Origin of the sequence: Pseudoalteromonas sp. RW-H-Ap-1 (assembly GCF_048318575.1) — a bacterium.
Lineage (GTDB): Bacteria > Pseudomonadota > Gammaproteobacteria > Enterobacterales > Alteromonadaceae > Pseudoalteromonas.
Genome location: NZ_CP166996.1, coordinates 3385001 through 3411388, shown reverse-complemented (window position 1 = coordinate 3411388; position 26388 = coordinate 3385001). Strand labels below are relative to the sequence as shown.

Here is a 26388-nt window from a genome sequence, read left to right as displayed (position 1 = left end):
GTGAAGCTATGTAAAAAGGGAGCCGAAGCTCCCTTTTATAAACATTTAAGTTAGTATATTACTTTTGCTTACGACGACGCATAAATGCAAACGGTGCAACTAGTAATGTTAGCCAAGCTAGTGAACCTGAAGAGCTTTTCTTCGCTGGTTCTGGAGTAACAACAGGTGCTACTTGCGCTGTAATGCTAACCGCTACCATTACAGGTTCAGATACATTACCACGAACATCAATAGCAACAACTTCCATTTCTGCAGATGTATCACCTGCTAATAAAGTTGTATCTGCAACCACAATTTGTCCATCTGCATCAACAGCAAGACCAATATTTGTATTTGATTGTACGTAATACTCTGAAATGGCCAAATCTAACTCTGACTCTTCAATAGTAAGCGCACCTATCACAGTTCCATCGGCTGCATCTTCTGAAACACTAAACTCACCGCCAACCAGCTTTGGTGCTTCAACGTCTGGTAATTCTAGGTCTTCAGCTGCCATAACTTTAATAAGGTTAGTGCCTGAACCTTGCGATAGTGCAAACGGGCCACTTGCAGAAACAACCGCTTTCTCTCCTGGCATAATTGAAGAAACTGCTTCGCCCGTTTCAAGTGAAGTAATCTGTACCTGAGGTTGTACACCAAATACCGTTGAACCTGTTACGCTATCAGTTTCAAAGTAAACACCTGTTTGATAGCTAGGGTAGCCCACTGATACCTTAAAGTTCATTGGCTCGCCAATCATTGCTGCATCAATATTCATCAACTCAGAACAACCAGAGAAGGTAATTGTATCTTCACCTGCCGCATGGTAAAGCGGAGTAGCCCATGCCAATGTATCATTACCCGCACCATCAGTTGTACCAATTAGAGTACGACTACGACCAGGGAATGCAGTCTGACGACCACGATCGTTATAGTTTTGCATATACTGATCTGAGACACCGTTATTATCTGTGTCGATTTCAACTCTGTACCCAGCTTGGAATACATGTGTTAATGGATCTCGCAATTGAATGGAAGAAGTTATAAATACACCTGAATCACACGCTTCTGAATTAAACGCAGAGAAAGTAGTAGACAGGATATTAAACTCAGCCTCTTCAATTGTTTTTTCTGTTCCCACTGCAATTACACTTTCAGCTTGAGGCGTAATTTCTGTTTGACCTGTGTTTTCAATAACTAATGCCATTTCATTATTAACAACTTCAGGTGAGTAACTTAATTCAGTCGCCGCCTTTGGCATTGCATGATAAACAAGGTGTAAATCATGATCGCTATCTGTAGATGCATCATCGAATACTAACGCACCATCAAATTCGATTGATGTTAATGCTGCACTTCTTGCTGCAATGTCATCTGCACTGAATGGGTTTTCCAATTCCCATACAGGTAATTTAGTTGGGTCAACCGTCATTGTAATATCAAAGTTAATCGCTTGACCTGCAGGAACTGTTACAGACTCAGGGAAATCCCAACTAACTGCGTTAGTATCAATATCACTTTGATAACGCGCTTCTGTGCGAAGATTATAAGTTTTTGCATCTGCAGAGAAGTTCTTAACGGTTACCGTTTTAGTGATAGAGCCTGTTTCTGCAAGGCTCACTAAACCATAAGAAAGCGCAGCTTGTTTAGTATCAAACTTTCCGTCATGCACCCATGCCGCAACTGGTAGATTAACCGCCTTAGTAACGTCAACCAAACCAGCACCTATCATACTAATTGGTGCAAGCTCTGAGTCAGGATTTATATCAAGAGGTTCATTGGTTACATTTAAGTTCGCAGCATTCATTATTGTTGCTTTAATCTCAAACGCATTGCGCTCTGGATGTGCTTCACGGATCATAGCAACCGCACCGGCTGTAATTGGACCTGAGAATGACGTACCCGACACAGGATTAGTCCCCGTTTGAGTACCTGATGCTGCTACATCAATGCTTGTGCCTGGCGCTGTAATTTCTGGTTTTAATAAGCCATCCATCGAAGGACCACGCGATGAGAATGTAGCAACCGCACCCGCTGTTGTTTTCAATTCAATGCTGATATCAAACGTCGCAGGACCGCCAGCAGCTAACTGAGCTTTTAATGCTGCACCTGCAGCAAAGTTAACCCCTACATTTTTTATTGTAACTGCAGCATCAAAGCCACCCATAGGTGCAGGAGTACCATCATCGTTGTTGTTTGCAATCATTACAAACTCAGCACCTTTAGCTTGCGCATTCAATACTTTCTGAGTAAATGCACATGCGCCACGGTCGATTAATACTGCTTTGCCTGTAAAATCAACATCTGCGGCAAATTCAGTACAACCATCTGCGTTTGTTTCAGGATAAACTAGTTCAATATCGGCACCTGAAATTGTAAACGCTTCTTGCGGACCAAAACTTGATGGCTGGATATTACCTTCAACACCTGCAACAGTACCTGTTGCAATACCAACTTCAGTTGTTGGGTGAGTCATAGCACCAACAGATAGTGCATTAGGTGTAGTACTTGGACCACCAATACGGAACGGGTTGTCGCCATCGTTACCAGCAGAAATGACCATATTTACGCCTAATTCAACTGCACGTTGAACTAAGTATTGTGTACCACCACCAGTGTAAGTGTCACCAAACTCACCTCCAAGAGACATGTTCATCACATCAACACGGTCTGAAATATCACCATCTCCGTTAGGATCCATTGCCGCTTCTAATGCTGCTGCTTGTGCTGCACTTGGACAACCACCACCACATACAGAATATGCATATAACTCAACATCAGGTGCAATACCGTTTACTGAGTTTGCAGATGATGTACCGTGATCTGTTGGATCACCCGTTGATGGAGAGTTAGCCGCGTCATTTTCAATAGGATCTGCATCATCACGAATAAAATCGTAACCACCTTGCACGATACCTTGAGGCCATGCAACTGAAGTTGGATCAGCCTGTGCAGCTAGGTAAGCCTCAACTGTACCTTCACCACCAAACGCCTCATGCGTATAGTCAATACCTGTATCAAGCACTGCAACACGTTGGCCTTTACCACTTGCAATACCATCAGTAATAAGTGGTTTAGCATTGATATATTCAGAGCTCGCAGCAACATGTAATTCTCGATCGAACATTGGTAAAACTTTAGCAACGCGATCATCTTTTGAAATTTGAGCTAACGCTTCTGGGGTTGCTTGAACAATTAAGGTTGGCGCTAAAATTTTAGTTTTACCAATTACTTTTGCATTAAAATCTAAGCTATTTAACTCAACAGTCATCATATCTTGAAGCTGCTCAATCTGCGCCGTTATTTCTCGATTAGAAGATGATTGGTAAGTCCCAGCAGCAACTGCATCGACAGACGTTTTTGCCTTAAGAACGATCATATGTGCAGAAGGTGCTTTTTTATCAGCAGCTATTTCCTTAATTTGCTCTGCGTATTTATTGGTCATTGTAGCGTCAGGCAAAGTCGCAGCATTAGCAATCGTTGCCACAAGTGCACTTGATACAGCTGTCGCGATTGCTGTTCTTTTAATTATATTGTTAGACATTGTTTCCCCTAAGATAGGTTATGTATTATTGTATTTGCTATATTTAATTCTTTGGCTATGTAACCGAATATAAAACGCCAACCTTTGTATGAGCAACAGCATTGCTACATTAAAATTACATAAAAAACAGAACACCTTACAAAAATAGCGTAAACAACTGATTTAAAACACCAAAAAGAAGCAGCCAACTTTGTAAAAAAATGTAAACAAAAATGTAAACACTGAGAAAAAAATGAACAATGATGTAATTAATATTTTAACTATGGCTAAAGTCATTCAAACAGCCGTTGCCCCTGTTTTTTTAATTACAGGTATTGCAGCAACACTTGGGGTGCTATCCAACCGTTTAGCACGTATTACAGACAGGGCCAGACAGTTAGAACGAAAATTAAAAGTTAGTACGGATGAGGAGTTTAACTTATCCTTAACCACAGAATTAAGAGCGCTCCTAAAACGTTCTCGATGTATCCACATAGCCTTCAGCTTAAGTGTCTTAAGCGCATTATTAGTATGTGCCGTGGTTATGCTGTTATTTTTATCGCACATACAGTCGATTAATTTAGGTGTCACTATTGGTAGTTGTTTTGTTGGTGCCATGGCATTGCTAATATGTGCATTTATGTCATTACTTGGCGAGGTTTTTTTGGCAACCCGCAGTATGCGTCGAGGAATGATATTTGCTGATATTGATATAAACGACTAGAGACATCGCTTTAACTTGAATTAAAGCGTTAGCTAATATACAAATACAATCAAATAACCGTCAAAGGAGTAGAGTAAAGTGAAATTGAAGCAAGTATTTATCGGGGCGTTACTATCTACATGCGCACTTAGCGTGTCTGCAAATTCTGCATTTAAAGAGCCGAGTGATGCGATTGAGTATCGCCAAGCTGCGTTCTCTATGATTTCAGTTCAAATAGGCGATATGGGTGCCATGCTTAAAGGTAAAGTTCCTTTTGATGCAGAGCAATTTAAGCAGCGTGCAAATAACGCAGCGGCATTATCTAAAATGCCTTGGGAAGCTTTTTACGCAGGCACTGACAAGGGTGATACATCAGCACTTTCTGCGGTATGGTCTGAAAACGATACTTTTATGAAAAAAGCGACAGCATTTCAACAATATGCTGATGAACTTGCTGTAGCAGCTCAAACAGGTGACAAAGCTGTTATTGGTAAAGCGTTTGGTGCGTGGGCTAAAGGGTGCAAAGATTGCCATAAGCAATTCAAAGACTAGTAAATAATGTTAATAAAAACAAAAATGGCGCTGTATTAGCGCCATTTTTTTAGCTAAGCAAATAACTTAAATGCTCACTTCCCCATGTACTCATTAATAAAACTAGTAGTAGCAAAAATATAACCCATGCAATCCACGGTGACTTTGTCTCTGGTTCTGAGCTTTTTGTTGCTAGTGCTTTATTGCCGGTGATCATTGCTTTGACCAAAGGCTTGCCTTTAATTTTGTAAGCAATAATAGCCACAACATGCAAAATAATCGCATAAAATAAAATATCAAAATTGATATGGTGCAGCCAATTGGCCAAATCAATCGTGTCACTCGATACATACTGCGCTAACGGGCCATCAGTTAAAATACCATCACTGCTCATTAAACCGCTTACTAGCTGCGCTATGATCAGAATAAAAAATAATAACACCATATAGCTACCAGGTGCAGAATGGCCCACCTCATTTGTTTTTTTGCCAGCAAAAGAAGCAAGCACCGATTTAGGAGAGTGCAGTAATGCCGATATTTTTGCTGTTTTACTGCCAAATAGGCCCCATATAATTCGTGTTGAAATAAGCGCTAAAGTAAAAAAGCCAACCACAAAATGAAGTTCGATCATGCCCTCTTCTGCACTAAAATAAAGCGCAGCAATACTCAATACTAATAACCAATGAAAGCTTCTTACAAAGCCATCCCACACTTTTACCTTAAACATTGCACCTTCCCTAAAAAAAGTATCATCTAAAACGCTAACTATTTTAGCTTCTCAATATTAAGGTATCCCGATGAGTCTTTCCACCTATGCACAGAGTCAAACACATGCAGTCAATTAAAAAACCAGTATTAAAAGGCTTTTTAGATATGCTACCGCTGTGTTTAGCGGTTATTCCTTGGGGTATCTTATGTGGCTCGTTGGCAATACAAAACGGCTTTACTCCCCTTGAAACTCAAGCCATGTCACTACTAGTATTTGCGGGCTCGGCACAGCTGGTTGCAATAGAGCTCATTGCTGGTAACACCCCCTACTAACCATTCTATTTACCACATTTATTATTAGCTCTCGCCACTTTTTATATGGCTTGGCGGTTCGTCACAAAGTAATTGAGCAACCCATGCGTTGGCGCCTGCCTGTCAGCTTTGTATTAACCGATGAACTATTTGCTTTTTCGCACCACCCGCGCGCCTATCGTACTAAAACCCGTTTAATTTATGCATTGAGCGCAGGTTTTAGCTTTTATATTGCGTGGAATATTTGGACCCTGATTGGCATTGTAGCCGGTACTATGCTCCCAGACCTCACCAATCTAGGACTCGATTTTGCAATTGCAGCGACTTTTATTGCCTTAGTAGTTCCAGGGATAAAAAACTTAGCTACTTTAGTCACTGTTATTGTTGCAGGGATCAGTGCCACTTTATTAAAAAGCACAGGCTTTGAATTGTGGTTAGTATGCTCTGCGCTTCTAGCAATGAGCGCAGGTTACGTTGTTACCCGATTAGTGCAAAATAAGGATGCCAAAAGATGATGACCACTATTTTACTAATGGCATGTATTACTTTTTTTACTCGCTATTTATTCTTACACCGCGCCTTACCATTTAAAGTAGGGCCAAAAATGCAGCAATTTTTAAGCTTTAGTGCACCTGCGGTACTAACGGCGATTTGGGTGCCAATTGTATTTATAAATGACGAGGGTATAAACCTAAACTGGCAAACCCCTTATCTCAGTGCAGCTATCGTTGCTGTTATTGTTGCTTACAAAACCCATAATATTTACTTAACGACCTTGGCCGGAATGGGGCTGTTTTTAATTTTAAATTAGCAGCAAGCGCTCTAGAAGTGACTTAGATTTTGTAGATCATCACACAAAGGTTAGACTATGCAAAATAAACAAATAATAAGCGTATTTATATGCACCCATTCCATCAACTAAAGACTACTAGTCTGCAAGGCCAGCCAATCGACTTTAAAGAGTTTGAAGGTAAAGTTGTATTAATAGTGAATACCGCAAGTGAATGTGGATTAACTTATCAATATGAATCATTGCAAGCATTACACGAAAAATATGCAAGCCAAGGTTTGGTTATTATAGGCTTTCCATGTAACCAATTTGGTCAACAAGAGCCTGGTGACGCTAAGCAAATAGCGCAAGGTTGTTTAATAAATTACGGGGTTAATTTTTTAGTCGCAGAAAAAGTGAATGTAAATGGCCAACATACAGATTCAGTTTTTCGCTATTTAAAATCTGTACTACCGGGGTTTTTAACAAGAAAAATTAAGTGGAACTTCACTAAGTTTTTAGTAGCGGCAGATGGCACACCCATTAAACGGTTTGCGCCCATTACCAAACCTGAAAAACTAGAAAAAGTAATTGAAAAAGCATTGCTCGCAGCTAAAGCTTGACCGCTAAAAAGTATAAAGAGGCCCAAAGCCTCTTTATTGCCAACTATAGCGCTTATTTGTACTAGCGAAAACCTAATCAATATAATCGTTTAAGTCATCTTCACCTAGGTTTTTACGCAAGCGTTTTTGCTCAAGGTAATCCTCTAACTTTCTTTTTACCTTTTGCTTTTTCTTGTCGTGTTGATTACGCCCGACCATTTCGTATTCGTCTTCAACAAAATCATCATCTAGCGCATCGTAACTAAATGTCTTACCCACAACCCACTCCATAAAGTGCTTGAGACCAACCTCCGATTTTTATATCGCGATAATTGGTGAAATTAAAATGTTCAACATAAATTCACTGTAAAAATTTACGTCAAAATAAAGCCACATCGCTATCCTAAATAGTCTCTGTGTCAGTATTGTGAATAAATAGCGCTAAATTTGAATTGTGGAAAGTGAGAGTTTTTTATCGTATCGATAAATTTTATTTATTAGCATTTAATTATTGGTTATTTTGACCATATTTTAGCATTTACAATGAATTCACCTTCAGCTTTGTAGTATTGAAAAAACCTCAACTCATTGTTTTTAAATATTAAAAATAATTGGCATCAAACTTGTTATAAGTTAATTATCATCAGCAAAAAACAGAGAATAAACATGAAAAAATTATTATTAGTTAGCGCAATAATGTGCACCCCTTTAGCAATGGCCCATAACACGAACGACTCTTCAATTTCATTTAGTAACGATGAATGTAACGTTGAATTTAAGAATGATGTACGCATCAAACCCAATGAGTTAGAAATTTTTAAAGCCGATAATCAGCACATGTTATTTACCGCTGAAGGTAAGCTGTCTATCAATGGCGAGCAAGTAGCATTAAATAGTGCACAGCGCCAAGCAATGACCGACTACACTGACAATTTACGCGTGCAATTACCTGAAGTGGCTAATATAGCCCTTGAAGGGGTTAAAATTGCAGGTGTGGCACTAGAAGAAGTTGCTAATGCGTTTAATATTGACGGCCTCGATAATATTTCAACCTTAATGGACGATATTCATCAAGAAGTCGAAAGCACCTTTTATCAGCAAGGTACTTTTGTAATGGGCCAACAAAGCTTTACTCAATTTGGTGAAAACTTTGAACAGCAGTTTGAAAAGCAAATAGAAACAGCGGTTGAATCAGCAGTAATGGAATCAATGGGCAGCATTTTAGTGGCATTGGGCTCTGAGTTAATGAGTTCAGGCGGTGACATGCAAGCATTTGAAGAGCGCATGGAAAATATGGGCGCACAAATAGAAGAAAAAGTAGAGCTGCATGCCAAAACACTTGAAAAGCGTGCAAATTCATTATGTGGTGATTTTGTTGCAATAGCGCAACAAGAAACGCAACTAACCGCCCAAGTTCCTGCACTTAAGGGTTATGAGTTATTTACTATTAAACAGCATTAATAGAGTAATACCCCACATTAATCTCCCTTTGCGGCATTTGCTTTTAAGCTATGCCGCATTTTGCGTTTTATACCCTATTTAAAACCATTTAACTCAAATAATAGACTGTTGAGCGGATCTACTCTTGCTGTGCAGCATTGTTTTGTGGCTTCATAGTAAAATACAAACCAAAGTATAATCTTCGCTTCGCTCTAGATCACTTAAAATACCGCCCAAGCTGATGATTGTAAGCCCAAATTGCAAATATAATTAAACCCATCTTTTTAGATTTATATCCATGAGATGGTGCGCTCCCCAGTTAGAAGCGCTTTAAAACGCAACTAACTCCAAAGTGCCTAGTAACCTAGGCACTTTTTTTATAATTTAAAAACTTCGCAACACTATTTTTTATCGTTTATTTACTGCTCTTATCTGATAAATAATTAACCACCTATAAATAACATGTTAAATCTTTGAATAAAGCAAAACTAAGCTCAACAAATACAAAATAATTTAATCTGAATAAATATTCAAAAAACTCTTTTCATAAACAGTTTAAACTCAAAAAAATCGAAAAGACCCCATATAAAAGCGACACGGCAATGAGCCCAGATGAATAATTATACAAAAAATAATAAACCAGTAGTTAAACGACAAATTAATAAAACGGTTTCGGATTAAAAAAACTAATACCTCACCAGTAATTTTTATCGCTTTATTTTTAACCACCCTGCGTGCAAAATGCACATGTTTTCAACAGACACAACCATGGAGCGAATAAAATGAACCCAATTAATACACTTAACCAAACAGCCACAACTCACGTTGCCGTTAAGCCAACTAATCGCAAAGCAAAAATGCTAGCTAAACTTAACCGTTACGGAAAAAAATTAGCACTTGGCGGTGCAATTCAATACAAATAATCACCCAACCATGATTTTGTATTGTTGCAGCAAACACCCAACCTCTAATGAAGACTCTTCTTTAGCTCCTCCTGTTTGCTGCCAGCCACCTCATAGCTAAAAATCACCTTAAATCTTCATTATTTATAAAAAAAACCGCATTTACGCTCACTTTTTAAGCAAACGATCTTTTTGCTATTTACACAGACTACTCTCCTAAGTATTATCCTGCATCACGACGTGGAGAGATGGCAGAGTGGTCGAATGCACCGGTCTTGAAAACCGGCAGGGGTTTATAGCCCCTCTAGGGTTCAAATCCCTATCTCTCCACCACTTATTTTTATTAATTGGCTTTATCCCGATTAATAATACGCAGAATAATGCGTCGGAGAGGTGTCCGAGTGGCCGAAGGAGCTCCCCTGCTAAGGGAGTATAGAGTTTGTAGCTCTATCGAGGGTTCGAATCCCTCCCTCTCCACCATTACTGAATATAAGCCACTTAATTGTGGTTTTTTTGTGCCCAAAAATAAGCTTTGCCGCTAATTGGGAGGGTGAGAACTCTCGACAGGGTTCGATAAAATGTCTGGAACAGTTTCGGCCGCTGCAAGCGTCGCGTAGCGATTGGTTACATGGATGTAAGTAAGTCTATCCCTCCCTCTCAACCATTACTGAATATAAGCCACTTAATTGTGGTTTTTTTGTGCCTAAATTTTAACAACCTATGGAATTGTTCGTTTTGGAAGGCATACTTGACTTAGGCTATTAAATTAAACAAATTGTATGGTGTTACAACTTAGTGCATTATAAACGGTACTTTAAACCAGCTTAGGTTTAACCATGGCAAAGCTAATATTACTACTGTGTTTTTTAGGTGCCTGCACTGTCAGCATGGCAAATGAAGTGACGGTTTTTAAATGCACCATTAAAGGGGTGCCGACTTTCAGTCAAACTCCTTGCGCTAAAGACGCTAAAGTGATCACGCTTAAAAACGTCAACATTATGCAAACCAATGCATTGCAATCTGAAAACGCCCTAGTTATCGATACCTCAGTTGATGACTACCTAGAGGTGCAACAAATAGAGCGCGATATTGTGCAGCTTGAGCTTAAAATAAAGCAATACCAACAAGAATACACACAAAAAAAACAACAAGTCGGGTACATGACCCAAGATAAAGCAAATCGTTTAGGCGCTAATTCGATTGCAGATGCAATTGCAACAGAAACTGCGGCACTTAAACAAAGATTTGAACCGCAAATAAAACAAGCACAGCAACAAATAGCGGCTCTCACTCAAAAAAAACAACAGCTTAATCAGCAGCCTTAACTGCCTTTTTCACCGTAGCAATAAACGTTTGGATCTCTGACGCTGTATTGTATATGTGCGGTGAAATACGAATACCGAGTTTGCGCACATCCACACTTATGTTTGCTGCCTCCAATGCCGCTAATACGGTTTGTTGATGCTCTGCAAAATCTAGAATAGCGGTACCACTGCACTGATCTTTATCGTTTGGCGATACTAAAAAAGCAGTCAGCTGCTGCTGAAGTAACGTTAACAACGCTAAATTATGCGCTCTCACTTTATCCACACCAAACTGGGCAATATATTCAATGCTATTAGCAGCAATAACATAAGGGAGTATAGAAGGCGTCCCCCCCAAAACCTAAGTGTTTTAGTGTTATATTGAAAATGCGTAATATCAAACTCGAATGGATTTTGATGTGAAAACCAACCAACATCTTTTGGTTCACATTGCGTTATTTGCTGTGGATTTACCCATAAATAGGCCGCACCTGGCCCCCCGCATAACCACTTCACACTTGAGCCAATCATAAAATCGGCATTTAGCGCCGTTAGATCGACAGGGATAACCCCTGCCGATTGCGCCACATCAATTATTGAGAGTGTATTCGTGACTTTACTAAGCGCCACAATATCGTTTAAAGGAGCTTGTACACCCGTATTAGAATAAACATGGCTGACAAACACACCATCAATCTCTGGAGTTAGATATCGCTGCCATACCTGCCTGTCACTTAAATCTTCATGCTCGGGGATATAACGTATTGTTGCACACGCAGGGAGTGTTTTTTGCATTACAAACCCCATACTTGGAAAATCGGCCTGCGCCATTAATACTGTGCAGTGTGGTTTATTAAACACGGGATGCGACATAAGCAATTTAGTTAAACCGCTAGATAAATTAACCTGAGGACAAAACTGCTCACTTGGCGCATTAAATAGCTGCCCTAAAGCACCCGTAAACTTTTCTATAGCTGGTAGCCATTGCTGCCATGGCTCCTTGGCACTTTCCTGCCAAGGAGTAAAAAAATGCTCAGTAGCATTTTCTAAAGTACTTTTTAAAGGTCGACCAACAGAGTGGCTTAATAAATAGCAACCCTGTGGCATACAAAAGTCATTTTTAGCCATATTAATTTATCCATTGCTTTAGGGTATTTAAGTCATCAAAGCGCGTATTAATATCGTCTCGCTTAGCTGCTGCACGTCTATCTCTTAATTTAGCTAAGGAATCGAGTAATACTGGCAAAGGCGGTCCACTGGCAGTGACTTTATCAATATGCTGTTGTTGCATTTGCTGTGACGGTTGGGCAATAAACTTTTCGACCAGTTGGTTATGATGACCGATAGCGGTGTCACCATGTAATTTACACACTTGTATAAATAGTTTGCCGTGCTTTTGAAACCACTCTGTGTGTTTATATTGTTCGGCTTTTAAGAAGTCATCCATAAAGCTTTGCATACGCATGGCTTCTCGCAATATTTGTTGATCCTCTGGCATCATATATAAAAATTTATCCACCAGCATTTGCGAGTAACTCGGCTCATTGGCACTACAAAGCCCTAACAGCATATCAATAACATTAATGCCGGCAAAATCTCCAGCATTTGCACCACGGTAAACTTCTTTACCTACCCGGTAAGGCTTGTAATATGGGCGTACACAATTAAAAAAACGCTCGGTATCAAGTTGAGTATACAAAGCATTATTCGACGCTATTACATCAATAAGTGCCGTTTTAACCACCTCAAGTAGTTCAGCCGTGACAGGATGTGAAATGCCTAATGGCAATATTTTTAGTAAAGCATCACTCGCACGTTTATACGCTAAAATACCTTGGGTGTTGTAATCTAAAAAAAGGGCTTCATCATCAAGATTTGTAAACCGTTTATAGATGCCATTAATGGCTTTATTATGAGTGGTTAAATGTGCGGTGGCAAAACGAGGAGTTACTCCAATAGAAGCACCAATATGCATAGCAAGCGCCGATGCTTCTATCAGCGGTGAACTATTCTCTCTGCTTGGCTCTGTAATTTCATGTCTACGACAAGCCGCCATGAACAAGCCTACATTACCAAGTAAATCAAATGCGCTATCAAATCCTTCGTCGGTATTACCTTCGACTAATAAATCGCTGATCAGCGCATTACCTTGCTCTTTCAAAGTCTGCTTTAAGTTATCCCCGACCCCTTCAACATTTGCCTTATCTGCTTGCTGCCAATACAACTCCTCTAATTGAGAGTTTAGGGCAACAAACTCAGACCTAATCCAATTATCAAATTTAGCTGTGTAAGAACTCATGACTATATCCTGTTATTATTATTTTTTAATGCTAACAAAGATCCCAGAGGTTAAAGCGCTAAAAAAAATAGTAAAAACAGTCATTGTTAGCAATAATCACTATTATTAGATAGATAATTAATAAGATTCTACAAATATGTTAGATAATAAAGACCAGCAGCTACTCGTTGCCTTGCAATCTCAAGCTCGAATGTCGGTATCAGAATTAGCCAATACTATAAATCTCTCGGATACTCCTACTCTAAGGCGCATTAAAAAGCTTGAGCAAGAACAGGTTATTATTGGTTATCACGCTGCTATTAACCCTAAGTCACTCAACCTTAATGTACTGGTTTATGCTTTCGTGCGACTGTGCCAAAACTCAGTGAGTGCCGCACAACAATTTGAACAACATGTAAAAAAGCTACCGCATGTACTTGAGTGTTCTGTGATCTCAGGCAGCCACGACTATTTATTAAAAATTATCTCTCAGGATTTAGAAAGTTATGAGCAGTTTGTAAAGCACCAACTAGGAAGCTTAAGCTGTATCGCCAACATAGAATCAACCGTTGTATTAAAGCAATCATTCAGTAAAAAACAGCTACCACTTTAAAATATACGCCTAGGTTAGGACCGTTTATTTTCGAAGTTAATTAGGTAATAATTAGCTTTAGTATAAGCTTTTTGATTACACCTTTTTATAAACTAATCTTAGCAGCTCAAGTCTAAATAAAGATGACTCAGTATTTCTTTTGCCATCAAAATCAAACCTAAGAACAACGCTAATTTGAAAGTATTATATTTAATCAACATCTTGCAAAACCTCTATAACTCGATAAGCTCTCAGAATGTCTTTGCGTATATTGCTATGTTAAATGAACACATACCCACATATAAAATTTATCAATAACTTAATAATAATCACGCGCTATAACTTAAGCACCTCTTTTTCCTTATGTACTTATGCTCGCAGTACCAAGATAAGGCTATTATTATGAGCCACTTTTCTCACCAATGGTTTAATAGCATCAACCAGATTGACGCAACACAATGGCATCATTTTTTTGGCGATGATCCTTTTACTCAACACACTTTTTTATACGCACTTGAGCAAAGCCAATGTGTAAGCGCAAAAACAGGTTGGCAGCCTCATCACTTAGCCGTTTATGAAGGTGATAAACTCATTGCGCTTGCACCTGGCTACTTAAAAGCGCACTCCTACGGTGAATATGTATTTGACTGGGCATGGGCAGAAGCTTATGAAAAAAATGGCTTAGATTATTACCCTAAATGGCTGTGCGGTATTCCCTTTAGCCCGATTGAGGGACAAAGAATACGTATTATGCATAGCAATCCAAAACTAGTATATGAGTACATAACAGAGCAGCTTAAAAGCCACTGTGCAGAACAGGGATGGTCAGGCTGGCATGTAAACTTTTGCGATAAAGCACAAGCCAGCCACCTTGATGATACCGGTGCGATGCGAAGAACCGGCGTGCAGTTTCAATGGTTTAATAATAACTTTAAAGATTTTGACGATTTTTTAAAAACCTTTAATGCCCGTAAGCGTAAAGCGGTAAAAAAAGAGCGCGCTAAAATCACAGAGCAAAATATCAGTATTGAATGGCTTAAAGGTGAACAAATTACTGCTGCCACAATGCATCTTTTTTGTGAGTTTTATCAACGCACTTATTTAAAACGATCGGGTCATTTAGGCTACTTAAACAGTGAATTTTTTAGCTTGCTACACGCTTTAATGGCTGACAAATTGCTCATTATGCTAGCCAAAAGAGACCAGCAAGTAATTGCCGCCACCTTAAGCTTAATTGGTGAAAATACCCTTTACGGCCGTTATTGGGGCGCCAGTGAAGAGGTAGATTCGCTTCACTTTGAGCTGTGTTATTACCAAGGAATTGACTATGCTATTAAGCATAACATTCAGTGCTTTAATGCTGGGGCACAAGGAGAGCATAAAATCACTCGTGGTTTTCAACCGATAATCACTTACTCTGCCCATCACATTGTTCACCCCGATTTTAATAATGCCATTGCAGATTACTTAGAACGCGAATGCCAACATATCGAAATTTACAAACAACAATGTAGCACTTTATTGCCGTTTAAAAATGAGTAACTGATTATTTGCAGGCATCGCCGTATCGCTGAGTAACTTAAGCCCTGATTTCACTGCAAGTTGCTCAACCGCTTCGAAATCACGAATACCACTAAGCGGATCGCGACTTTGCAATAAACTATTAAACTCATCATTACTGGGGCTGGTAAACTCCCCTTTATATTTGAAAGGGCCATATACACACACCACCCCTTGCTGGTTTAAGTGCTGATTTACTCCAGCAAAAAAACGCGTAATTAACTTCCAGCTCACTATGTGAAAAGTATTGGCAGTATATATCGCATCCACTTTGTTCACTGGCCAAGGATCGTTAAGGTCTAGTAATAAGGGCAGATGCAAATTTGCCAGTTGCACCTCATCATGCCATAACTTTATTCCTTGATGATTAACCTCTCGGTCACTGGTATACCATTGTAAATGTGGCAATTTTTTGGCAAAGAAAACGCTATGCTGACCCGTCCCCGAGCCTATCTCAAGTACTGATGCTGCATTTTGCAATGCAGGCTGCAAAGCCTTAAGTATATGATTTTTATTATTTTCGCAGGCTTGTGAAAACGGTTTGCTCATGCTGGTGCACCTAAATTGCAAATGAATGAACAATAGTAAAACAAATTTCAGCTATTCTGTCGTGAGTAAATTAACCAAAATAATAAAATAACCTTAATTTCAATACGTTAAATTATATTTACCGAGCTGGTACGCTATATGCTTTTATTAAATTACTCACTTAATGAGTACTAAACTACAAAAGGATAACATTATGTATATTTCACCTTACACCGCAGTAGATGCTGCAATGGCAGTTACAGACAAAAGCCTAGATAAAACGAGTTATGAAACAGATTGTAGAGCAACGGTTATCGACTTACTTTCTCATGTAAAAAATACTCAAAAGGCACAAAACAAACATGAAACAGACCAAATATTTATTCTTGGCTACAATTAAAATTCTGTTTAGCCTTGTAACCGGCTGTTTATATAAATACATTATTTAAGTCGACTTAAAATCAGTTTAAGTCGACTTTTTAGTTTTAATCCCACTTGTTAACTTGCCTTGACGCCCTCTACTTTTTAGCTATACCGTTGTAAATAGTAATAACAGCACCATATCTTTTTATATAGCGTAGTTAAATGTCATATATTCTCTTTTATAGGAGTACTAATGAGTAACTTTAGAACAGAATCAGATAGCATGGGCACACTCAACGTGCCCGCTGACGCACTTTATAAAGCACAGACCCAACGCGCCATTAATAACTTTACGATCAGCAGACTCACAATGCCGCAGCAATTTATTATTGCCTTAGCGTATATTAAGCAAGCCGCTGCAATAGCCAATTTCAAACTAGGCCATTTAGATAAAACGAAAGCAAATGCGATCGACCTCGCCTGCCAAGAAATTATTGATGGTAAGCATTATGAGCATTTCCCTGTTGATATTTTTCAAACTGGCTCAGGTACTAGCTCAAATATGAATGCTAATGAGGTCATTGCGAGCTTAGCCTCAAAACACGCTAACCAAGCTATTCACCCAAATGACGATGTGAATATGGGGCAAAGCTCTAATGACGTTATTCCCACTGCGATTGCTTTAAGTAGTGCTATTAGTGTTGATAAAAAATTACTGCCAGCACTGGCAAATTTAGCAGACGCCTTAGAGCAAAAAAAGCAGACATCGGCCACATAGTTAAAACTGGGCGCACTCATTTAATGGATGCAATGCCAATAACTTTTGAGCAAACACTCAGCGCATGGCAATCCCAGGTAAAGCATTCAGCTAGCGGTATTGAGCATGCGCTAAAACGTGTCTGTGAGCTAGCGCAGGGTGGCACAGCGGTAGGTACAGGTATTAATGCCGATCCACAATTTGCCGCTCTATTTGCTACACAGCTAACTGAAAAGGTGGGAATACAATTTACCCCGAGTGATAACTTCTTTTATAATATTGGCTCACAAGACGCCATTGTTGCTTTATCCGGGCAACTAAAAGTCTATGCCGTTGCGCAAATGAAAATAGTCAACGATTTGCGTTGGATGAATTCAGGCCCGCTTGCGGGACTTTCAGAAATTGAACTTGAAGCATTACAGCCTGGTTCATCCATTATGCCTGGCAAAGTGAATCCGGTGATCCCAGAAGCCGCTGCAATGGTTAGCGCTCAAGTGATTGGTAACGACGCGACCATTACGGTTGCAGGCCAAGCTGGCAACTTTGAGCTTAACGTAATGCTGCCGGTAATCGCTTACAATATTTTGCAAAGTACCGAGATACTCGCTAATAGTGCGCAAGCCTTGGCAGGTAAAGCCATTGCTAGCTTTAAAGTTAATCAAACTCAGATTGATAAAGCATTAACTAAAAACCCGATTTTAGTGACCGCGCTAAACCCTGTTATTGGCTACGAAAAAGCAGCAAAAATTGCCAAGCAAGCTTATCAGCAAGCACAGCCAATTATTGATATCGCCGAGCAAGAAACCGACCTTTCTCGATCAGAATTAGAGGCATTACTCAATCCAGCTAAATTAACGCAAGGCGGCTTGACGTAAAAATTCTCCTTATCACCTCTTTAATATGTTGATAGTAGAGTTTTTATTGCTGTAATGAATGCACCGTGTATGATAGTGATGAATAATTCATCACTATCAGGAACGATTATGCGTACTCCATTACTCGCTCTACTGCTACCGCTTTGCTTAACGGCTTGCTTGGAAACAACCTCAACTAACACTGAGGAAACTAAAGCCAATGCGGTAGAAAATACGTCTACGCCGATACCGCAACAAAAATTACCACAAGCGAATAAGCAAAATAAAATTGCACAGCCGTTACCAGCTGATGCTGTAAAAGAAGTATCGCTTGATGATATTAAAACGGCAAAAAATAAGCTTAACAACTTAATTGCAGATAAACAGTGTTCAACGAGTTCACAGTGTAAAGTAAATGCTGTTGGTAGCCGAGCATGTGGTGGACCGAGCGATTATATTGTGTACTCTACGCAAAGCGCACCCCAAAAGCAGGTTTCAGCCCTAAGCGATACCATTACTCAATTGGAAAGTACTTATAATGCGCAAAAAGGCATGATGAGTATTTGCCAACATTTAACTGCGCCTAGTACCCAGTGCGTTGAAAATAAATGTGTTAAACTTGAAGGCTCTGCGGTAAGTGTATTTTAAGGATTAGATTATGAGTTGTTTGTCATCCGTAATTAAACTATCAGCTGCCAGTGTTGTCATGACTATGCTGCTTAGCGGTTGCAGTAGCGCACTAACACCAAGCACAGCTCAAAACGCGAGTGAATCTGTTTTAAATACTCAGCTTAATGAGCTTACAAGTAATAAAAGTTGCACAGCCAGTTATCAATGTAAGGTGTTAGGTGTTGGCTCGCGTGTCTGTGGGGGGCCGAGTAAGTATGTTGTGTATTCAACATTAAATAATTCTCAAAAGCATGCCGAGCAATTAGCACAAAAAATCACTCAGCAAGAACAAAAAAATAACACTGCGCTTGAGTTCGATGACTGTTCACCAGTGCTAGAAGTTCACTCTTTATGTATTGATAACCAATGTAAAACCGTTAATTACCAGTAGCAGTTCGTTTCGGTGTTAATTTAATAGTGGTATTAACACCGAAATAACCACTACCATGAAAATACATACACCAGCCTTAAAAATGTATTCCAAAGGCATGTTCTTTTGTACCCAATAAGCATATATAAAACGCACAAAGTAGCTTGCCGCTGTGCCAAATAACGCAAACATAAGTAAGTAGGCAATCAATATAATATTCACAGCTGCACTTCTTTAGAAATAATAACCTCAGTGTAAGTATTTTATATAAAGAAGGCAAAAGGGTTACTTAGTCTTTTTTGTATGCTCAATGAGTAGATCTGCGACCTGTTGCTTTACCGCTCTTTTATCATCTACTGCAACTTCAAACCGACTAGCCAATTGCGCTATTTCATCATCATTTAAATTAAACGATAAACGCTGCCGTGTTTTTTTAGACTTTACATCAAGACCTAAAATTTTACGGATCATGTCTGAGGGAGTGAGTTCTTGATCGATGGCTTGTTTTTTTATCGACTTTTGTACCTCACTACTCAAATCAAAGGCCATTTGCGTGGCGCGCACAGCTTGCTCTTGGCGCAACCACTTGTCTTTAGCATCACTCACTGGGCATCTCCAGGAAACAAATCAACAATATCGCTAATTGGGCGAGTTAATGTCAGTGATACTTCTGTTTCACCTCCCTCCCAAATTTCGATATTAACGCTATGCCCTTCATCGGGTGACGCCAAACAAATCATTTCACAGGGTTCACCACCGTCTTGCTCATAGCGAGGTAGCGCTTGGCCACGAAAATCTTTATTATGAAAATAACATACATAAGGTGATTCGCTTTGTTGATAACTTCCAGCTAAAAACTGCATAAAACGCTCAGGCGTATTTTTAACTGTAATATGCGTTAACGACTCTTCATCAAAAATACGTGAAAACTCATCCAAACCAAATACTTCATCAACATCATCACGCTGAATCTTTATTGAGAAATTAGCCCACTGCTCACCATCGTTTTGTTCTATTTGTAAAAACACCACTTGGCCTGTGTTAGTTTCAAGTACGAATTCAGTATCACTACTATGTTGGTACTGATACGTTTGCACATCAATAACGCGAAGTGTTTGGCCTTTGAGCCATGCAGGATAAGCAAACGAATCAATTACTGTAAACATGTCACCTTTTTTAAGGTCACTCGCGTGACTAAGCTGACGTTCTGGCTTTTTTTTAGATTTGAAAAAATTAAACATATAAGGTGCCTCTGTAAGCAAAAAAGGTAACGGAGCAAAACTCGGTTACCTTTTTAATATGGTTTTGAATGTTAGCTATTTTGCTTCGCTTTAATGCGCGCTAAAATATCAGCACTTTTTGGATTGGTATCACCAATACCCGCTTCAGCCATTTTAGCTTTTAAATCATCGCCATTAACATCTGCTTCTAGAGACTTTGCAGCACCTAATTGATCAGTACGGTCTTGTTGGCGTTGCTTAATGCGCTCAAGCGACTGACGAGCTGATGTCATCGACGAGCTATTAGTATTAAGCGTGCTATTTACAGCCATTGTCGCTTGTTGCACGCTTTCTGTGGTTTTAACCATAGTAAGCTGACGCTGGTTTTCTTTAATTGATTTTTCAGCATCTTTAACTTGCTGCTTCAATGTCACTATGTGATTAGTAAAGCCCGCTAATACTTGCTCGTGTTCGGCTTTCTCAGCTTCAAAGTCACCTATTTTTTCTGCAATTTCTAATGCTAATGCTTCATTCCCTTTTTCAAGGGCTTGACCTGCATACGCTTCGTGCTCAGCAATTGATGCATCTACTGCGCTAATTTTACGCTTAGTTTGCATCTCTTTAGCCATTACTTCTGTCAGGCTTTTTTTAGCACGATTCAGTGCATTTTGTGCATCGGCAATTTCTTGTTCAAAAATACGAATACCATTCGCATCAACAATTGCTTCGCCCGCTTCACGCGCGCCACCACGTACCGCTGTAAATAATTTTTTTAAAATACTCATAATCTTAACTCCAAAAACTTGTTTATATCCTATTAGGTAAAGCGAGAGCCATATACTATTAGCAATCAGCACTTACCTATGCGGGTATCCTAATCGTTTAAATACAAGGTCACGGCTTCTAGTGCATCAATTGCGTTATCTGCTAACGTGACTAGTTCGTGGGTAACGTCATCTAATGATGAATTTACCGAAAGTGCACCAAAAATCGCATATTTATTATCAATTTTGGCAAATGCACTTAGCGGAATTGGCACGTTTAAACGCAGTAGTGTTTCGTTTAACTCGTCGCGTAACTCGCTTTTTACTTCGTCTTCACCAAACAAGTAGCTAATACATAATAGTTGCTCTTGTGTTTGGGTAACAAAAATTGGAAGCTCATCGTTTCCATCAACAATGACTTGTAAAACATCTTGCTCACCTGGATTGGCAATCAAGAAAGACTCAAAGTTAGCACCCTCAGTTTCAAAAGACGCTAATTTTATTGAAAGTTCATTTAATTCCATGTCTCTGCCTTTTTGTCGTTTGACATATTATGTCTGAGTTAAGATTCGCATGGCCGACATATTATGTCAACCATGTTTTATTAATTTTTATACAATTCACTTTCTATTTGCCAAGCAGCCCGGTAATAATCATATAAACGACCAGAACCTAACCTATTGACTTCAATATCGTTAACTTGTTCAAAATAGTTATTAGGAAATGCAAAACTGGCTAATAAATATTTTTTACTAATCCACCGAGATGGCACTGGCATATCCGTTATATTGCTAATACGTGCACTTGGTGCTTGCCCCATTTTAGTAGCAATAGTCCACCCCCACTGACCAAACGAAGGAATGTTTTGCTGATATTGCTCTACATAATCAAAACCTGCGGCTTTCACCGTTTTAGCAATACTTAAAAATGCCTTTTTTGCATGATAAGGCGAGGTTGACTGTACCGCCATAGCACCATCAGGTGCCAACAATTGACGTACATGATTATAAAAATAATCGCTGTACATCTTATTCAGATCGGGGTGATTAGGGTCAGGTAAATCAATTAATATAGTATCGAACTGCTTAGCCTGATCCAGCAGCCTTTCAACTTCTAAAAATGCATCGCCCACAATAATATTTGCTCGCGGGTCATGCATCGATTCATTATTGAGTGCCACTAGTCGCTGTTTAATATCTTCAGGCGGTGTGTATTGGTTATCTTTATGACCAAATAAATTAAGTAGCTGTCCATCTAGATCAATTAAGGTCACTTCCTCAACCGGCCACTTTAATACATCTCGCATGGCTAACCCGTCGCCGCCGCCAATAATCAAAACACGGTCATGGCGATTAGATGCGAGCATTGCAGGATAAACCAGCATTGAGTGATATATTTGCTCATCTACACTAGAGAACTGCAAACGACCATTTAAGTATAGATCGGTGATTGGCTGTGGCTGATTTTTACTTAAGCGTTCGGTTAACACCACATGCTGGTATTTCGTTGCTTGGGAATAAATAACTTTATCTTTGTATAGTACGTTACTTAGGTTATCCATCCAGCTACTACCAAACTGCAAAATAAAAGCGAATAACACCAGCAGTAATATATGGCAAACCAATAGCAACTTAGCAAAGCGTACATAGCTATGGTAACGCCATAAAAAGGCAAGGCCGGCAATAATGTTAAATAGCGCTGTCCAAGCGGCGGCTTGCATTATTGGCATCGCGAGCATAATACTCACCCAAATTGCCGCGCCAATACCAGCGCCAATATAGTCAGCCCCATATATAGTGCCGGCGTTATTTTCTAAAAAACGTCCATAAACATGCTGGCGAATACGCGCAATAAGCGGTATTTCCATACCAATAAATAACCCTAATATTAAGCCAAATACATAAGGTAAAAAGCGCGACCACTCTTGCAGCTTTTGAAACACATAACCATTAAGAATAACATCAGGGGGAATATTAAAAATACTTGAGAATAAATGAGGGAGTGAATAGCTTACAGCAATAATACTGGCAATGGCTAATATACAGCCCATACCTATGAGCGCAATAATGCTTTCTAGCCAAGCAAATGCGGTAAAGGCATCTTTAAACCAACGCGCTAAAAATGCCCCCATCCCCATAGCTACAATCATAGTGCCTATCATGGCGTAAATTGCACTCTCAACTGAACCAAGTACTCGGCCAGCGTAATGAGATAGTAAATATTCATAAATAAGGCCGCACCCTGCGAGTACGGCCATAACTGTGATCAGTAAAATATCATGCCCAAGTAAATTAAATTTACTTGGGGAAGCTTGAGTTGATGACACGTGATTATGCACCCAGTAGTGTGGCCATAGTGATCCCGACAGCAAATGACACAGCTGCAGAAATAGCGGCAACACCCACATTCTTTTGACGATTCACTTCATCTGAAATATTACACCCAGCAAGAATGATTTTAATCGTCAGTAAGTGCAGTAAAATGAAAGCAACCAAACTAACAACGGCACTTAGCGCCCAGTAAAGTAAACTCGCGTTAATATTATCGGCAGCATAAGGAGCAATACCTGTTGCAGCAGTAATGGCTAATGCACTACCAATTAAAAAGCCTGCATAACGAACACCTACTGCTAAATTACCATCAACAATGGCTTGTTGTAGGCAATCACCGCTTTTATTGGTGCGTTTAAATAACTGCACTCGGTATTGGCTTACTAAAAGCAACACCACACTACCAATTACAAAAGCGGCAATCACAATAGGAATGCCATGCCAGCCTTCGGTAGCAACCCACAATAGTGCAGAGCGAATAACCACCGCAACACTAACTACATGGCCAAAATCAATAATTGACGCAGTAACGTTACCTTTGACTATTTCGTTATGTAAGCTTACTTTACGCAATGCCACTTTATCTTGAAAAAAGTGACCCAGCTTTATAAGCAAAATTGCTAATGCACCATAGCCAAGCATTAACAGAGCTTCTTTTTGTAACGTAGCAGCAAAAGCACCACTACTTACACCCGTTAATACAATCGCAAGGGCAACTAAGCCAGCGGCAAAGCTTATTCCGAATGCAAAGTTATCTCTCTCGGTAATTTCATCATTAGCATGTAAATTAGACACCCAACCTTTAATATACTTTAGGCTGACAAACAGTAAGATGATAATTGCAAAGTCTACTGACAGTGCTTGCAAAGACCACATAGTTATTCCATTAAATTCATACATATTATTCTAACTCCAACGTTATTCTTTACTTACCACGACTTACGCCGCGCGAGGTTCTGCTGCTGCTATTACGAACCGATCCTGAATTATTGCTATAACTACTCGCTCTTGAGTAACTGCTGCGACTTTTAGGCGGCGTATAACTGCTGCGACTCAAACCTGATGCACCTGTTTTTTTACTCGCATAAGGACTAGTGAACTGCTTGCCTTGGCGTTGGTAAGATTGTCGTGTACGTGTTTCTAATGCACTTTGGGTTTTTATTTGTTTAGGGCTTGAGTAACGAGTACGACCATAGTCATTGTAGTAACTATACTTGCGGCGTTTACTCCAACTTCCGTATTCAACTCGGTCAAATACATCACCCAAAATACGGTACATGCCGTACCATTGCCAAAAACTAATACCGCTACTATTCGTTTGCCAATTACCATAGTTAGGATTACCTACCATTTGGTTACCAACTCCTTGGCCTTCAGCTTTTTGGCTTATAGCGCCAACTCGTGCCAAAGAGCCATTCGACATATCCGCAAGCATATTAATAGGATCGGTTAAGGCATCAGAAAATAACGTTGGCTTGGCCGCCTCACGCAATAAATCAATATTGTATAAAGTGTCTTCGTAAGGAGGAATTAAGTAATTACCCTTAATATCATCAAGACGTTGGGTTAAGCCACTATAAAGGGCTCCTTGGCGTGTGGCATCAAGGCTAACTACATCAACAACCTTACTGAGTTCAGGCTGCCGTTGTTTAAGGATACGACTGTATTCTTTAAGAATAATCGCATTACGTATACTACCATTATCAAGTGCTTTACCAAGCTGAGTAAGCTCGATATCGGCCTTTTTAATGGACTCTTGAATTGTTTGTTGTAGCTGTTCTTCTTTAGATTGACAACCAATCAGTGCTGTAAACAAACAAAACAGGCTGAGAAGTTTCCAAGCTTTTAAATTCGACATTCATGTCACCTGATTTACTAAATTATCCTAGATAGTTTTACACAGGACAGTTATTAAACCAACAATGAAATTGCAACAAGATGATAATTTAGGGACTAGTTTAAAGATGCAAGGAGAATAACTAAGATCAGTAAAGACGGAGTGCTGATGGTAATACTTCAAAACTGAGGGCTGTATACTGACTATATTTGGAGTGGGTGCGCTACTTCGTTGTGATGACGCAGTAGAATGCCTTAGGGTCGGCTCTGATCAATTCTCTTCCTTTAACCTAATACCTTTCAGCTCGAACCTTCTTTTTACTTTATTCCAGACGTAAAAAAGCCCGACTCTTTCGAATCGGGCTTTCTTGTATTTGGAGCCTGGTAATGACCTACTTTCACATAACAAATGCTACACTATCATCGGCGCTGTTTCGTTTCACTACTGAGTTCGGCATGGGGTCAGGTGGGTCCAAAACGCTATTGTCACCAAGCAAATTTGGTTGTCAGTCCGTATTACTACGCACTAACTAAAATTTGGAATTCTGATAATAAAAGAGTATCGTAAATCTACTTTAGTTATATTAACTTCTTCGCTTGTTTCACTATCACATAAAACGCGTTTGGCGTTGTATGGTTAAGCCTCACGGGTAATTAGTACAAGTTAGCTTAATGGCTCACACCACTTCCACATCTTGCCTATCAACGTTGTAGTCTTCAACGGCCCTTCAGAGACTTTAAAAGTCTAGTGAGAACTCATCTCGAGGCCTGCTTCGCGCTTAGATGCTTTCAGCGCTTATCAGTTCCGAACGTAGCTACCGGGCAATGCCATTGGCATGACAACCCGAACACCAGCGGTTCGTTCACTCCGGTCCTCTCGTACTAGGAGCAACCCCTCTCAATTCTCAAACGCCCACGGCAGATAGGGACCGAACTGTCTCACGACGTTCTAAACCCAGCTCGCGTACCACTTTAAATGGCGAACAGCCATACCCTTGGGACCGACTTCAGCCCCAGGATGTGATGAGCCGACATCGAGGTGCCAAACACCGCCGTCGATATGAACTCTTGGGCGGTATCAGCCTGTTATCCCCGGAGTACCTTTTATCCGTTGAGCGATGGCCCTTCCATTCAGAACCACCGGATCACTATGACCTACTTTCGTACCTGCTCGACGTGTCTGTCTCGCAGTTAAGCTGGCTTCTACCATTACACTAACCGTACGATGTCCGACCGTACTTAGCCAACCTTCGTGCTCCTCCGTTACTCTTTGGGAGGAGACCGCCCCAGTCAAACTACCCACCAGGCACTGTCCGTAACCCCGATTCAGGGGCCAACGTTAGAACATCAAAACTACAAGGGTGGTATTTCAAGGACGACTCCACAAAAACTAGCGTCTCTGCTTCTAAGTCTCCCACCTATCCTACACATGTAGGTTCAATGTTCAGTGCCAAGCTGTAGTAAAGGTTCACGGGGTCTTTCCGTCTAGCCGCG

Annotated in this window: 25 protein-coding genes, 2 tRNA genes, 2 rRNA genes and 3 pseudogenes (1 of these 32 running past the window's edge); 16 read left to right on the top strand and 16 right to left on the bottom strand. The window is 39.9% G+C overall.

Features of this window, described 5'->3' with window-relative positions; translation table 11 throughout:
* Positions 1-58 precede the first annotated feature (58 nt).
* Complete coding sequence (locus AB8618_RS16200) at positions 59-3523, bottom strand: S8 family serine peptidase (protein ID WP_413401046.1); 3465 nt, start codon at positions 3521-3523, stop codon at positions 59-61.
* Positions 3524-3755: 232 nt separating this feature from the next.
* On the opposite strand from AB8618_RS16200, the gene AB8618_RS16195 reads away from it, so the two are divergent.
* Positions 3756-4226, top strand: coding sequence for a DUF2721 domain-containing protein (locus AB8618_RS16195; RefSeq protein WP_008108981.1), 471 nt, complete (start codon positions 3756-3758; stop codon positions 4224-4226).
* 78 nt (positions 4227-4304) lie between these two features.
* The gene (locus AB8618_RS16190) at positions 4305-4757 is read left to right on the top strand and encodes a c-type cytochrome (protein ID WP_413401045.1); all 453 of its coding nucleotides are present in this window, start codon (positions 4305-4307) and stop codon (positions 4755-4757) included.
* A gap of 49 nt (positions 4758-4806) precedes the next feature.
* Here the strand turns inward: AB8618_RS16190 and AB8618_RS16185 are convergent, their stop codons facing one another.
* On the bottom strand, positions 4807-5463 hold the full coding sequence (locus AB8618_RS16185) for a cytochrome b/b6 domain-containing protein (protein WP_413401044.1): 657 nt from the start codon (positions 5461-5463) through the stop codon (positions 4807-4809).
* 104 nt (positions 5464-5567) lie between these two features.
* Between AB8618_RS16185 and AB8618_RS16180 the strand changes: the two are divergent.
* The 3 genes and pseudogenes from AB8618_RS16180 to AB8618_RS16170 all read left to right on the top strand — a co-directional run bounded on the left by AB8618_RS16180 (position 5568) and on the right by AB8618_RS16170 (position 7148).
* Positions 5568-6271, top strand: a pseudogene (locus AB8618_RS16180) (AzlC family ABC transporter permease).
* Positions 6268-6567: an AzlD domain-containing protein gene (locus AB8618_RS16175; protein WP_413401042.1), complete on the top strand. Its 300-nt coding sequence runs from the start codon at positions 6268-6270 to the stop codon at positions 6565-6567. The pseudogene AB8618_RS16180 and the gene AB8618_RS16175 overlap by 4 nt, the downstream one beginning before the upstream one ends.
* A gap of 89 nt (positions 6568-6656) precedes the next feature.
* Entirely contained in the window at positions 6657-7148 is a 492-nt protein-coding gene (locus tag AB8618_RS16170; RefSeq protein WP_413401041.1) for a glutathione peroxidase, read from the top strand.
* A gap of 72 nt (positions 7149-7220) precedes the next feature.
* Here the strand turns inward: AB8618_RS16170 and AB8618_RS16165 are convergent, their stop codons facing one another.
* Complete coding sequence (locus tag AB8618_RS16165) at positions 7221-7406, bottom strand: PA3496 family putative envelope integrity protein (RefSeq protein ID WP_008108975.1); 186 nt, start codon at positions 7404-7406, stop codon at positions 7221-7223.
* A gap of 387 nt (positions 7407-7793) precedes the next feature.
* Here AB8618_RS16165 and AB8618_RS16160 point away from each other — a divergent pair, with 387 nt between their 5' ends.
* The 5 genes from AB8618_RS16160 to AB8618_RS16140 all read left to right on the top strand — a co-directional run bounded on the left by AB8618_RS16160 (position 7794) and on the right by AB8618_RS16140 (position 10794).
* Positions 7794-8588: a YggN family protein gene (locus AB8618_RS16160; RefSeq protein ID WP_413401040.1), complete on the top strand. Its 795-nt coding sequence runs from the start codon at positions 7794-7796 to the stop codon at positions 8586-8588.
* Between the two features lie 761 nt (positions 8589-9349).
* Complete coding sequence (locus AB8618_RS16155; protein WP_010392563.1) at positions 9350-9490, top strand: hypothetical protein; 141 nt, start codon at positions 9350-9352, stop codon at positions 9488-9490.
* Between the two features lie 221 nt (positions 9491-9711).
* Positions 9712-9802 (top strand) — tRNA-Ser (locus tag AB8618_RS16150).
* A gap of 54 nt (positions 9803-9856) precedes the next feature.
* Positions 9857-9949: transfer RNA gene (locus tag AB8618_RS16145), tRNA-Ser, on the top strand.
* A gap of 356 nt (positions 9950-10305) precedes the next feature.
* On the top strand, positions 10306-10794 hold the full coding sequence (locus AB8618_RS16140) for an RNA-binding protein (RefSeq protein ID WP_409424298.1): 489 nt from the start codon (positions 10306-10308) through the stop codon (positions 10792-10794).
* Here AB8618_RS16140 and AB8618_RS16135 read toward each other — a convergent pair.
* Together AB8618_RS16135 and AB8618_RS16130 are read right to left on the bottom strand one after the other, a co-directional pair.
* Positions 10778-11901: pseudogene (locus AB8618_RS16135) on the bottom strand (aminotransferase class V-fold PLP-dependent enzyme). The gene AB8618_RS16140 and the pseudogene AB8618_RS16135 overlap by 17 nt on opposite strands.
* A gap of 1 nt (position 11902) precedes the next feature.
* Positions 11903-13072 (bottom strand): PrnB family protein, encoded by a 1170-nt coding sequence (locus AB8618_RS16130; protein WP_413401038.1) that lies wholly within the window; start codon positions 13070-13072, stop codon positions 11903-11905.
* A 136-nt stretch (positions 13073-13208) separates the two neighbouring features.
* On the opposite strand from AB8618_RS16130, the gene AB8618_RS16125 reads away from it, so the two are divergent.
* On the top strand, positions 13209-13664 hold the full coding sequence (locus AB8618_RS16125) for an Lrp/AsnC family transcriptional regulator (protein ID WP_409424296.1): 456 nt from the start codon (positions 13209-13211) through the stop codon (positions 13662-13664).
* 381 nt (positions 13665-14045) lie between these two features.
* Positions 14046-15185: a GNAT family N-acetyltransferase gene (locus tag AB8618_RS16120; protein WP_413401037.1), complete on the top strand. Its 1140-nt coding sequence runs from the start codon at positions 14046-14048 to the stop codon at positions 15183-15185.
* Here AB8618_RS16120 and AB8618_RS16115 read toward each other — a convergent pair.
* Complete coding sequence (locus AB8618_RS16115) at positions 15162-15752, bottom strand: DUF938 domain-containing protein (RefSeq protein ID WP_409424294.1); 591 nt, start codon at positions 15750-15752, stop codon at positions 15162-15164. The two genes, AB8618_RS16120 and AB8618_RS16115, sit on opposite strands and share 24 nt — an antisense overlap.
* Before the next feature lie 193 nt (positions 15753-15945).
* On the opposite strand from AB8618_RS16115, the gene AB8618_RS16110 reads away from it, so the two are divergent.
* From AB8618_RS16110 to AB8618_RS16095, 4 genes and pseudogenes are all read left to right on the top strand, one after another.
* Positions 15946-16131, top strand: coding sequence for a hypothetical protein (locus AB8618_RS16110; RefSeq protein ID WP_008113269.1), 186 nt, complete (start codon positions 15946-15948; stop codon positions 16129-16131).
* Between the two features lie 216 nt (positions 16132-16347).
* Positions 16348-17726 (top strand): annotated as a pseudogene (locus AB8618_RS16105) (class II fumarate hydratase).
* Between the two features lie 69 nt (positions 17727-17795).
* On the top strand, positions 17796-18353 hold the full coding sequence (locus AB8618_RS16100; RefSeq protein ID WP_413401035.1) for a hypothetical protein: 558 nt from the start codon (positions 17796-17798) through the stop codon (positions 18351-18353).
* A 10-nt stretch (positions 18354-18363) separates the two neighbouring features.
* Entirely contained in the window at positions 18364-18765 is a 402-nt protein-coding gene (locus AB8618_RS16095; protein ID WP_010392543.1) for a hypothetical protein, read from the top strand.
* Between the two features lie 15 nt (positions 18766-18780).
* Here AB8618_RS16095 and AB8618_RS16090 read toward each other — a convergent pair whose 3' ends face one another.
* From AB8618_RS16090 to AB8618_RS16045, 10 genes are all read right to left on the bottom strand, one after another.
* Positions 18781-18966, bottom strand: a complete 186-nt coding sequence (locus tag AB8618_RS16090) for a hypothetical protein (protein WP_021033113.1) — start codon at positions 18964-18966, stop codon at positions 18781-18783.
* A gap of 63 nt (positions 18967-19029) precedes the next feature.
* Positions 19030-19350 (bottom strand): hypothetical protein, encoded by a 321-nt coding sequence (locus tag AB8618_RS16085; protein WP_010392540.1) that lies wholly within the window; start codon positions 19348-19350, stop codon positions 19030-19032.
* Positions 19347-19985, bottom strand: coding sequence for a DUF4178 domain-containing protein (locus tag AB8618_RS16080; protein ID WP_413401034.1), 639 nt, complete (start codon positions 19983-19985; stop codon positions 19347-19349). The genes AB8618_RS16085 and AB8618_RS16080 overlap by 4 nt, the downstream gene beginning before the upstream one ends.
* 71 nt (positions 19986-20056) lie before the next feature.
* Positions 20057-20749: a PspA/IM30 family protein gene (locus AB8618_RS16075; RefSeq protein WP_055013441.1), complete on the bottom strand. Its 693-nt coding sequence runs from the start codon at positions 20747-20749 to the stop codon at positions 20057-20059.
* An 89-nt stretch (positions 20750-20838) separates the two neighbouring features.
* A complete protein-coding gene (locus tag AB8618_RS16070) occupies positions 20839-21252 on the bottom strand; it encodes a YjfI family protein (RefSeq protein WP_008113284.1) in 414 nt (137 codons plus the stop codon).
* A gap of 80 nt (positions 21253-21332) precedes the next feature.
* Positions 21333-23054, bottom strand: coding sequence for a polyamine aminopropyltransferase (locus tag AB8618_RS16065; protein WP_413401033.1), 1722 nt, complete (start codon positions 23052-23054; stop codon positions 21333-21335).
* A gap of 4 nt (positions 23055-23058) precedes the next feature.
* Positions 23059-23958, bottom strand: a complete 900-nt coding sequence (locus AB8618_RS16060; protein WP_041709155.1) for a DUF350 domain-containing protein — start codon at positions 23956-23958, stop codon at positions 23059-23061.
* A 25-nt stretch (positions 23959-23983) separates the two neighbouring features.
* The gene (locus tag AB8618_RS16055) at positions 23984-24916 is read right to left on the bottom strand and encodes a CHAD domain-containing protein (protein WP_413401032.1); all 933 of its coding nucleotides are present in this window, start codon (positions 24914-24916) and stop codon (positions 23984-23986) included.
* 357 nt (positions 24917-25273) lie between these two features.
* A 5S ribosomal RNA gene (gene rrf, locus AB8618_RS16050) occupies positions 25274-25388 on the bottom strand.
* 139 nt (positions 25389-25527) lie between these two features.
* Positions 25528-26388 (bottom strand): 23S ribosomal RNA (locus AB8618_RS16045); it runs 2024 nt beyond the window's last position.

Bases quoted from the DNA above. Each gene is read 5' to 3' on its own strand.
- AB8618_RS16200 (WP_413401046.1), bottom strand. From the start codon at position 3,523: ATGTCTAACAATATAATTAAAAGAACAGCAATCGCGACAGCTGTATCA.
- AB8618_RS16195 (WP_008108981.1), top strand. From the start codon at position 3,756: ATGAACAATGATGTAATTAATATTTTAACTATGGCTAAAGTCATTCAA.
- AB8618_RS16185 (WP_413401044.1), bottom strand. From the start codon at position 5,463: ATGTTTAAGGTAAAAGTGTGGGATGGCTTTGTAAGAAGCTTTCATTGG.
- AB8618_RS16175 (WP_413401042.1), top strand. From the start codon at position 6,268: ATGATGACCACTATTTTACTAATGGCATGTATTACTTTTTTTACTCGC.
- AB8618_RS16170 (WP_413401041.1), top strand. From the start codon at position 6,657: ATGCACCCATTCCATCAACTAAAGACTACTAGTCTGCAAGGCCAGCCA.
- AB8618_RS16160 (WP_413401040.1), top strand. From the start codon at position 7,794: ATGAAAAAATTATTATTAGTTAGCGCAATAATGTGCACCCCTTTAGCA.
- AB8618_RS16155 (WP_010392563.1), top strand. From the start codon at position 9,350: ATGAACCCAATTAATACACTTAACCAAACAGCCACAACTCACGTTGCC.
- AB8618_RS16140 (WP_409424298.1), top strand. From the start codon at position 10,306: ATGGCAAAGCTAATATTACTACTGTGTTTTTTAGGTGCCTGCACTGTC.
- AB8618_RS16130 (WP_413401038.1), bottom strand. From the start codon at position 13,072: ATGAGTTCTTACACAGCTAAATTTGATAATTGGATTAGGTCTGAGTTT.
- AB8618_RS16125 (WP_409424296.1), top strand. From the start codon at position 13,209: ATGTTAGATAATAAAGACCAGCAGCTACTCGTTGCCTTGCAATCTCAA.
- AB8618_RS16120 (WP_413401037.1), top strand. From the start codon at position 14,046: ATGAGCCACTTTTCTCACCAATGGTTTAATAGCATCAACCAGATTGAC.
- AB8618_RS16115 (WP_409424294.1), bottom strand. From the start codon at position 15,752: ATGAGCAAACCGTTTTCACAAGCCTGCGAAAATAATAAAAATCATATA.
- AB8618_RS16110 (WP_008113269.1), top strand. From the start codon at position 15,946: ATGTATATTTCACCTTACACCGCAGTAGATGCTGCAATGGCAGTTACA.
- AB8618_RS16100 (WP_413401035.1), top strand. From the start codon at position 17,796: ATGATAGTGATGAATAATTCATCACTATCAGGAACGATTATGCGTACT.
- AB8618_RS16095 (WP_010392543.1), top strand. From the start codon at position 18,364: ATGAGTTGTTTGTCATCCGTAATTAAACTATCAGCTGCCAGTGTTGTC.
- AB8618_RS16080 (WP_413401034.1), bottom strand. From the start codon at position 19,985: ATGTTTAATTTTTTCAAATCTAAAAAAAAGCCAGAACGTCAGCTTAGT.
- AB8618_RS16075 (WP_055013441.1), bottom strand. From the start codon at position 20,749: ATGAGTATTTTAAAAAAATTATTTACAGCGGTACGTGGTGGCGCGCGT.
- AB8618_RS16070 (WP_008113284.1), bottom strand. From the start codon at position 21,252: ATGGAATTAAATGAACTTTCAATAAAATTAGCGTCTTTTGAAACTGAG.
- AB8618_RS16060 (WP_041709155.1), bottom strand. From the start codon at position 23,958: ATGTATGAATTTAATGGAATAACTATGTGGTCTTTGCAAGCACTGTCA.
- AB8618_RS16055 (WP_413401032.1), bottom strand. From the start codon at position 24,916: ATGTCGAATTTAAAAGCTTGGAAACTTCTCAGCCTGTTTTGTTTGTTT.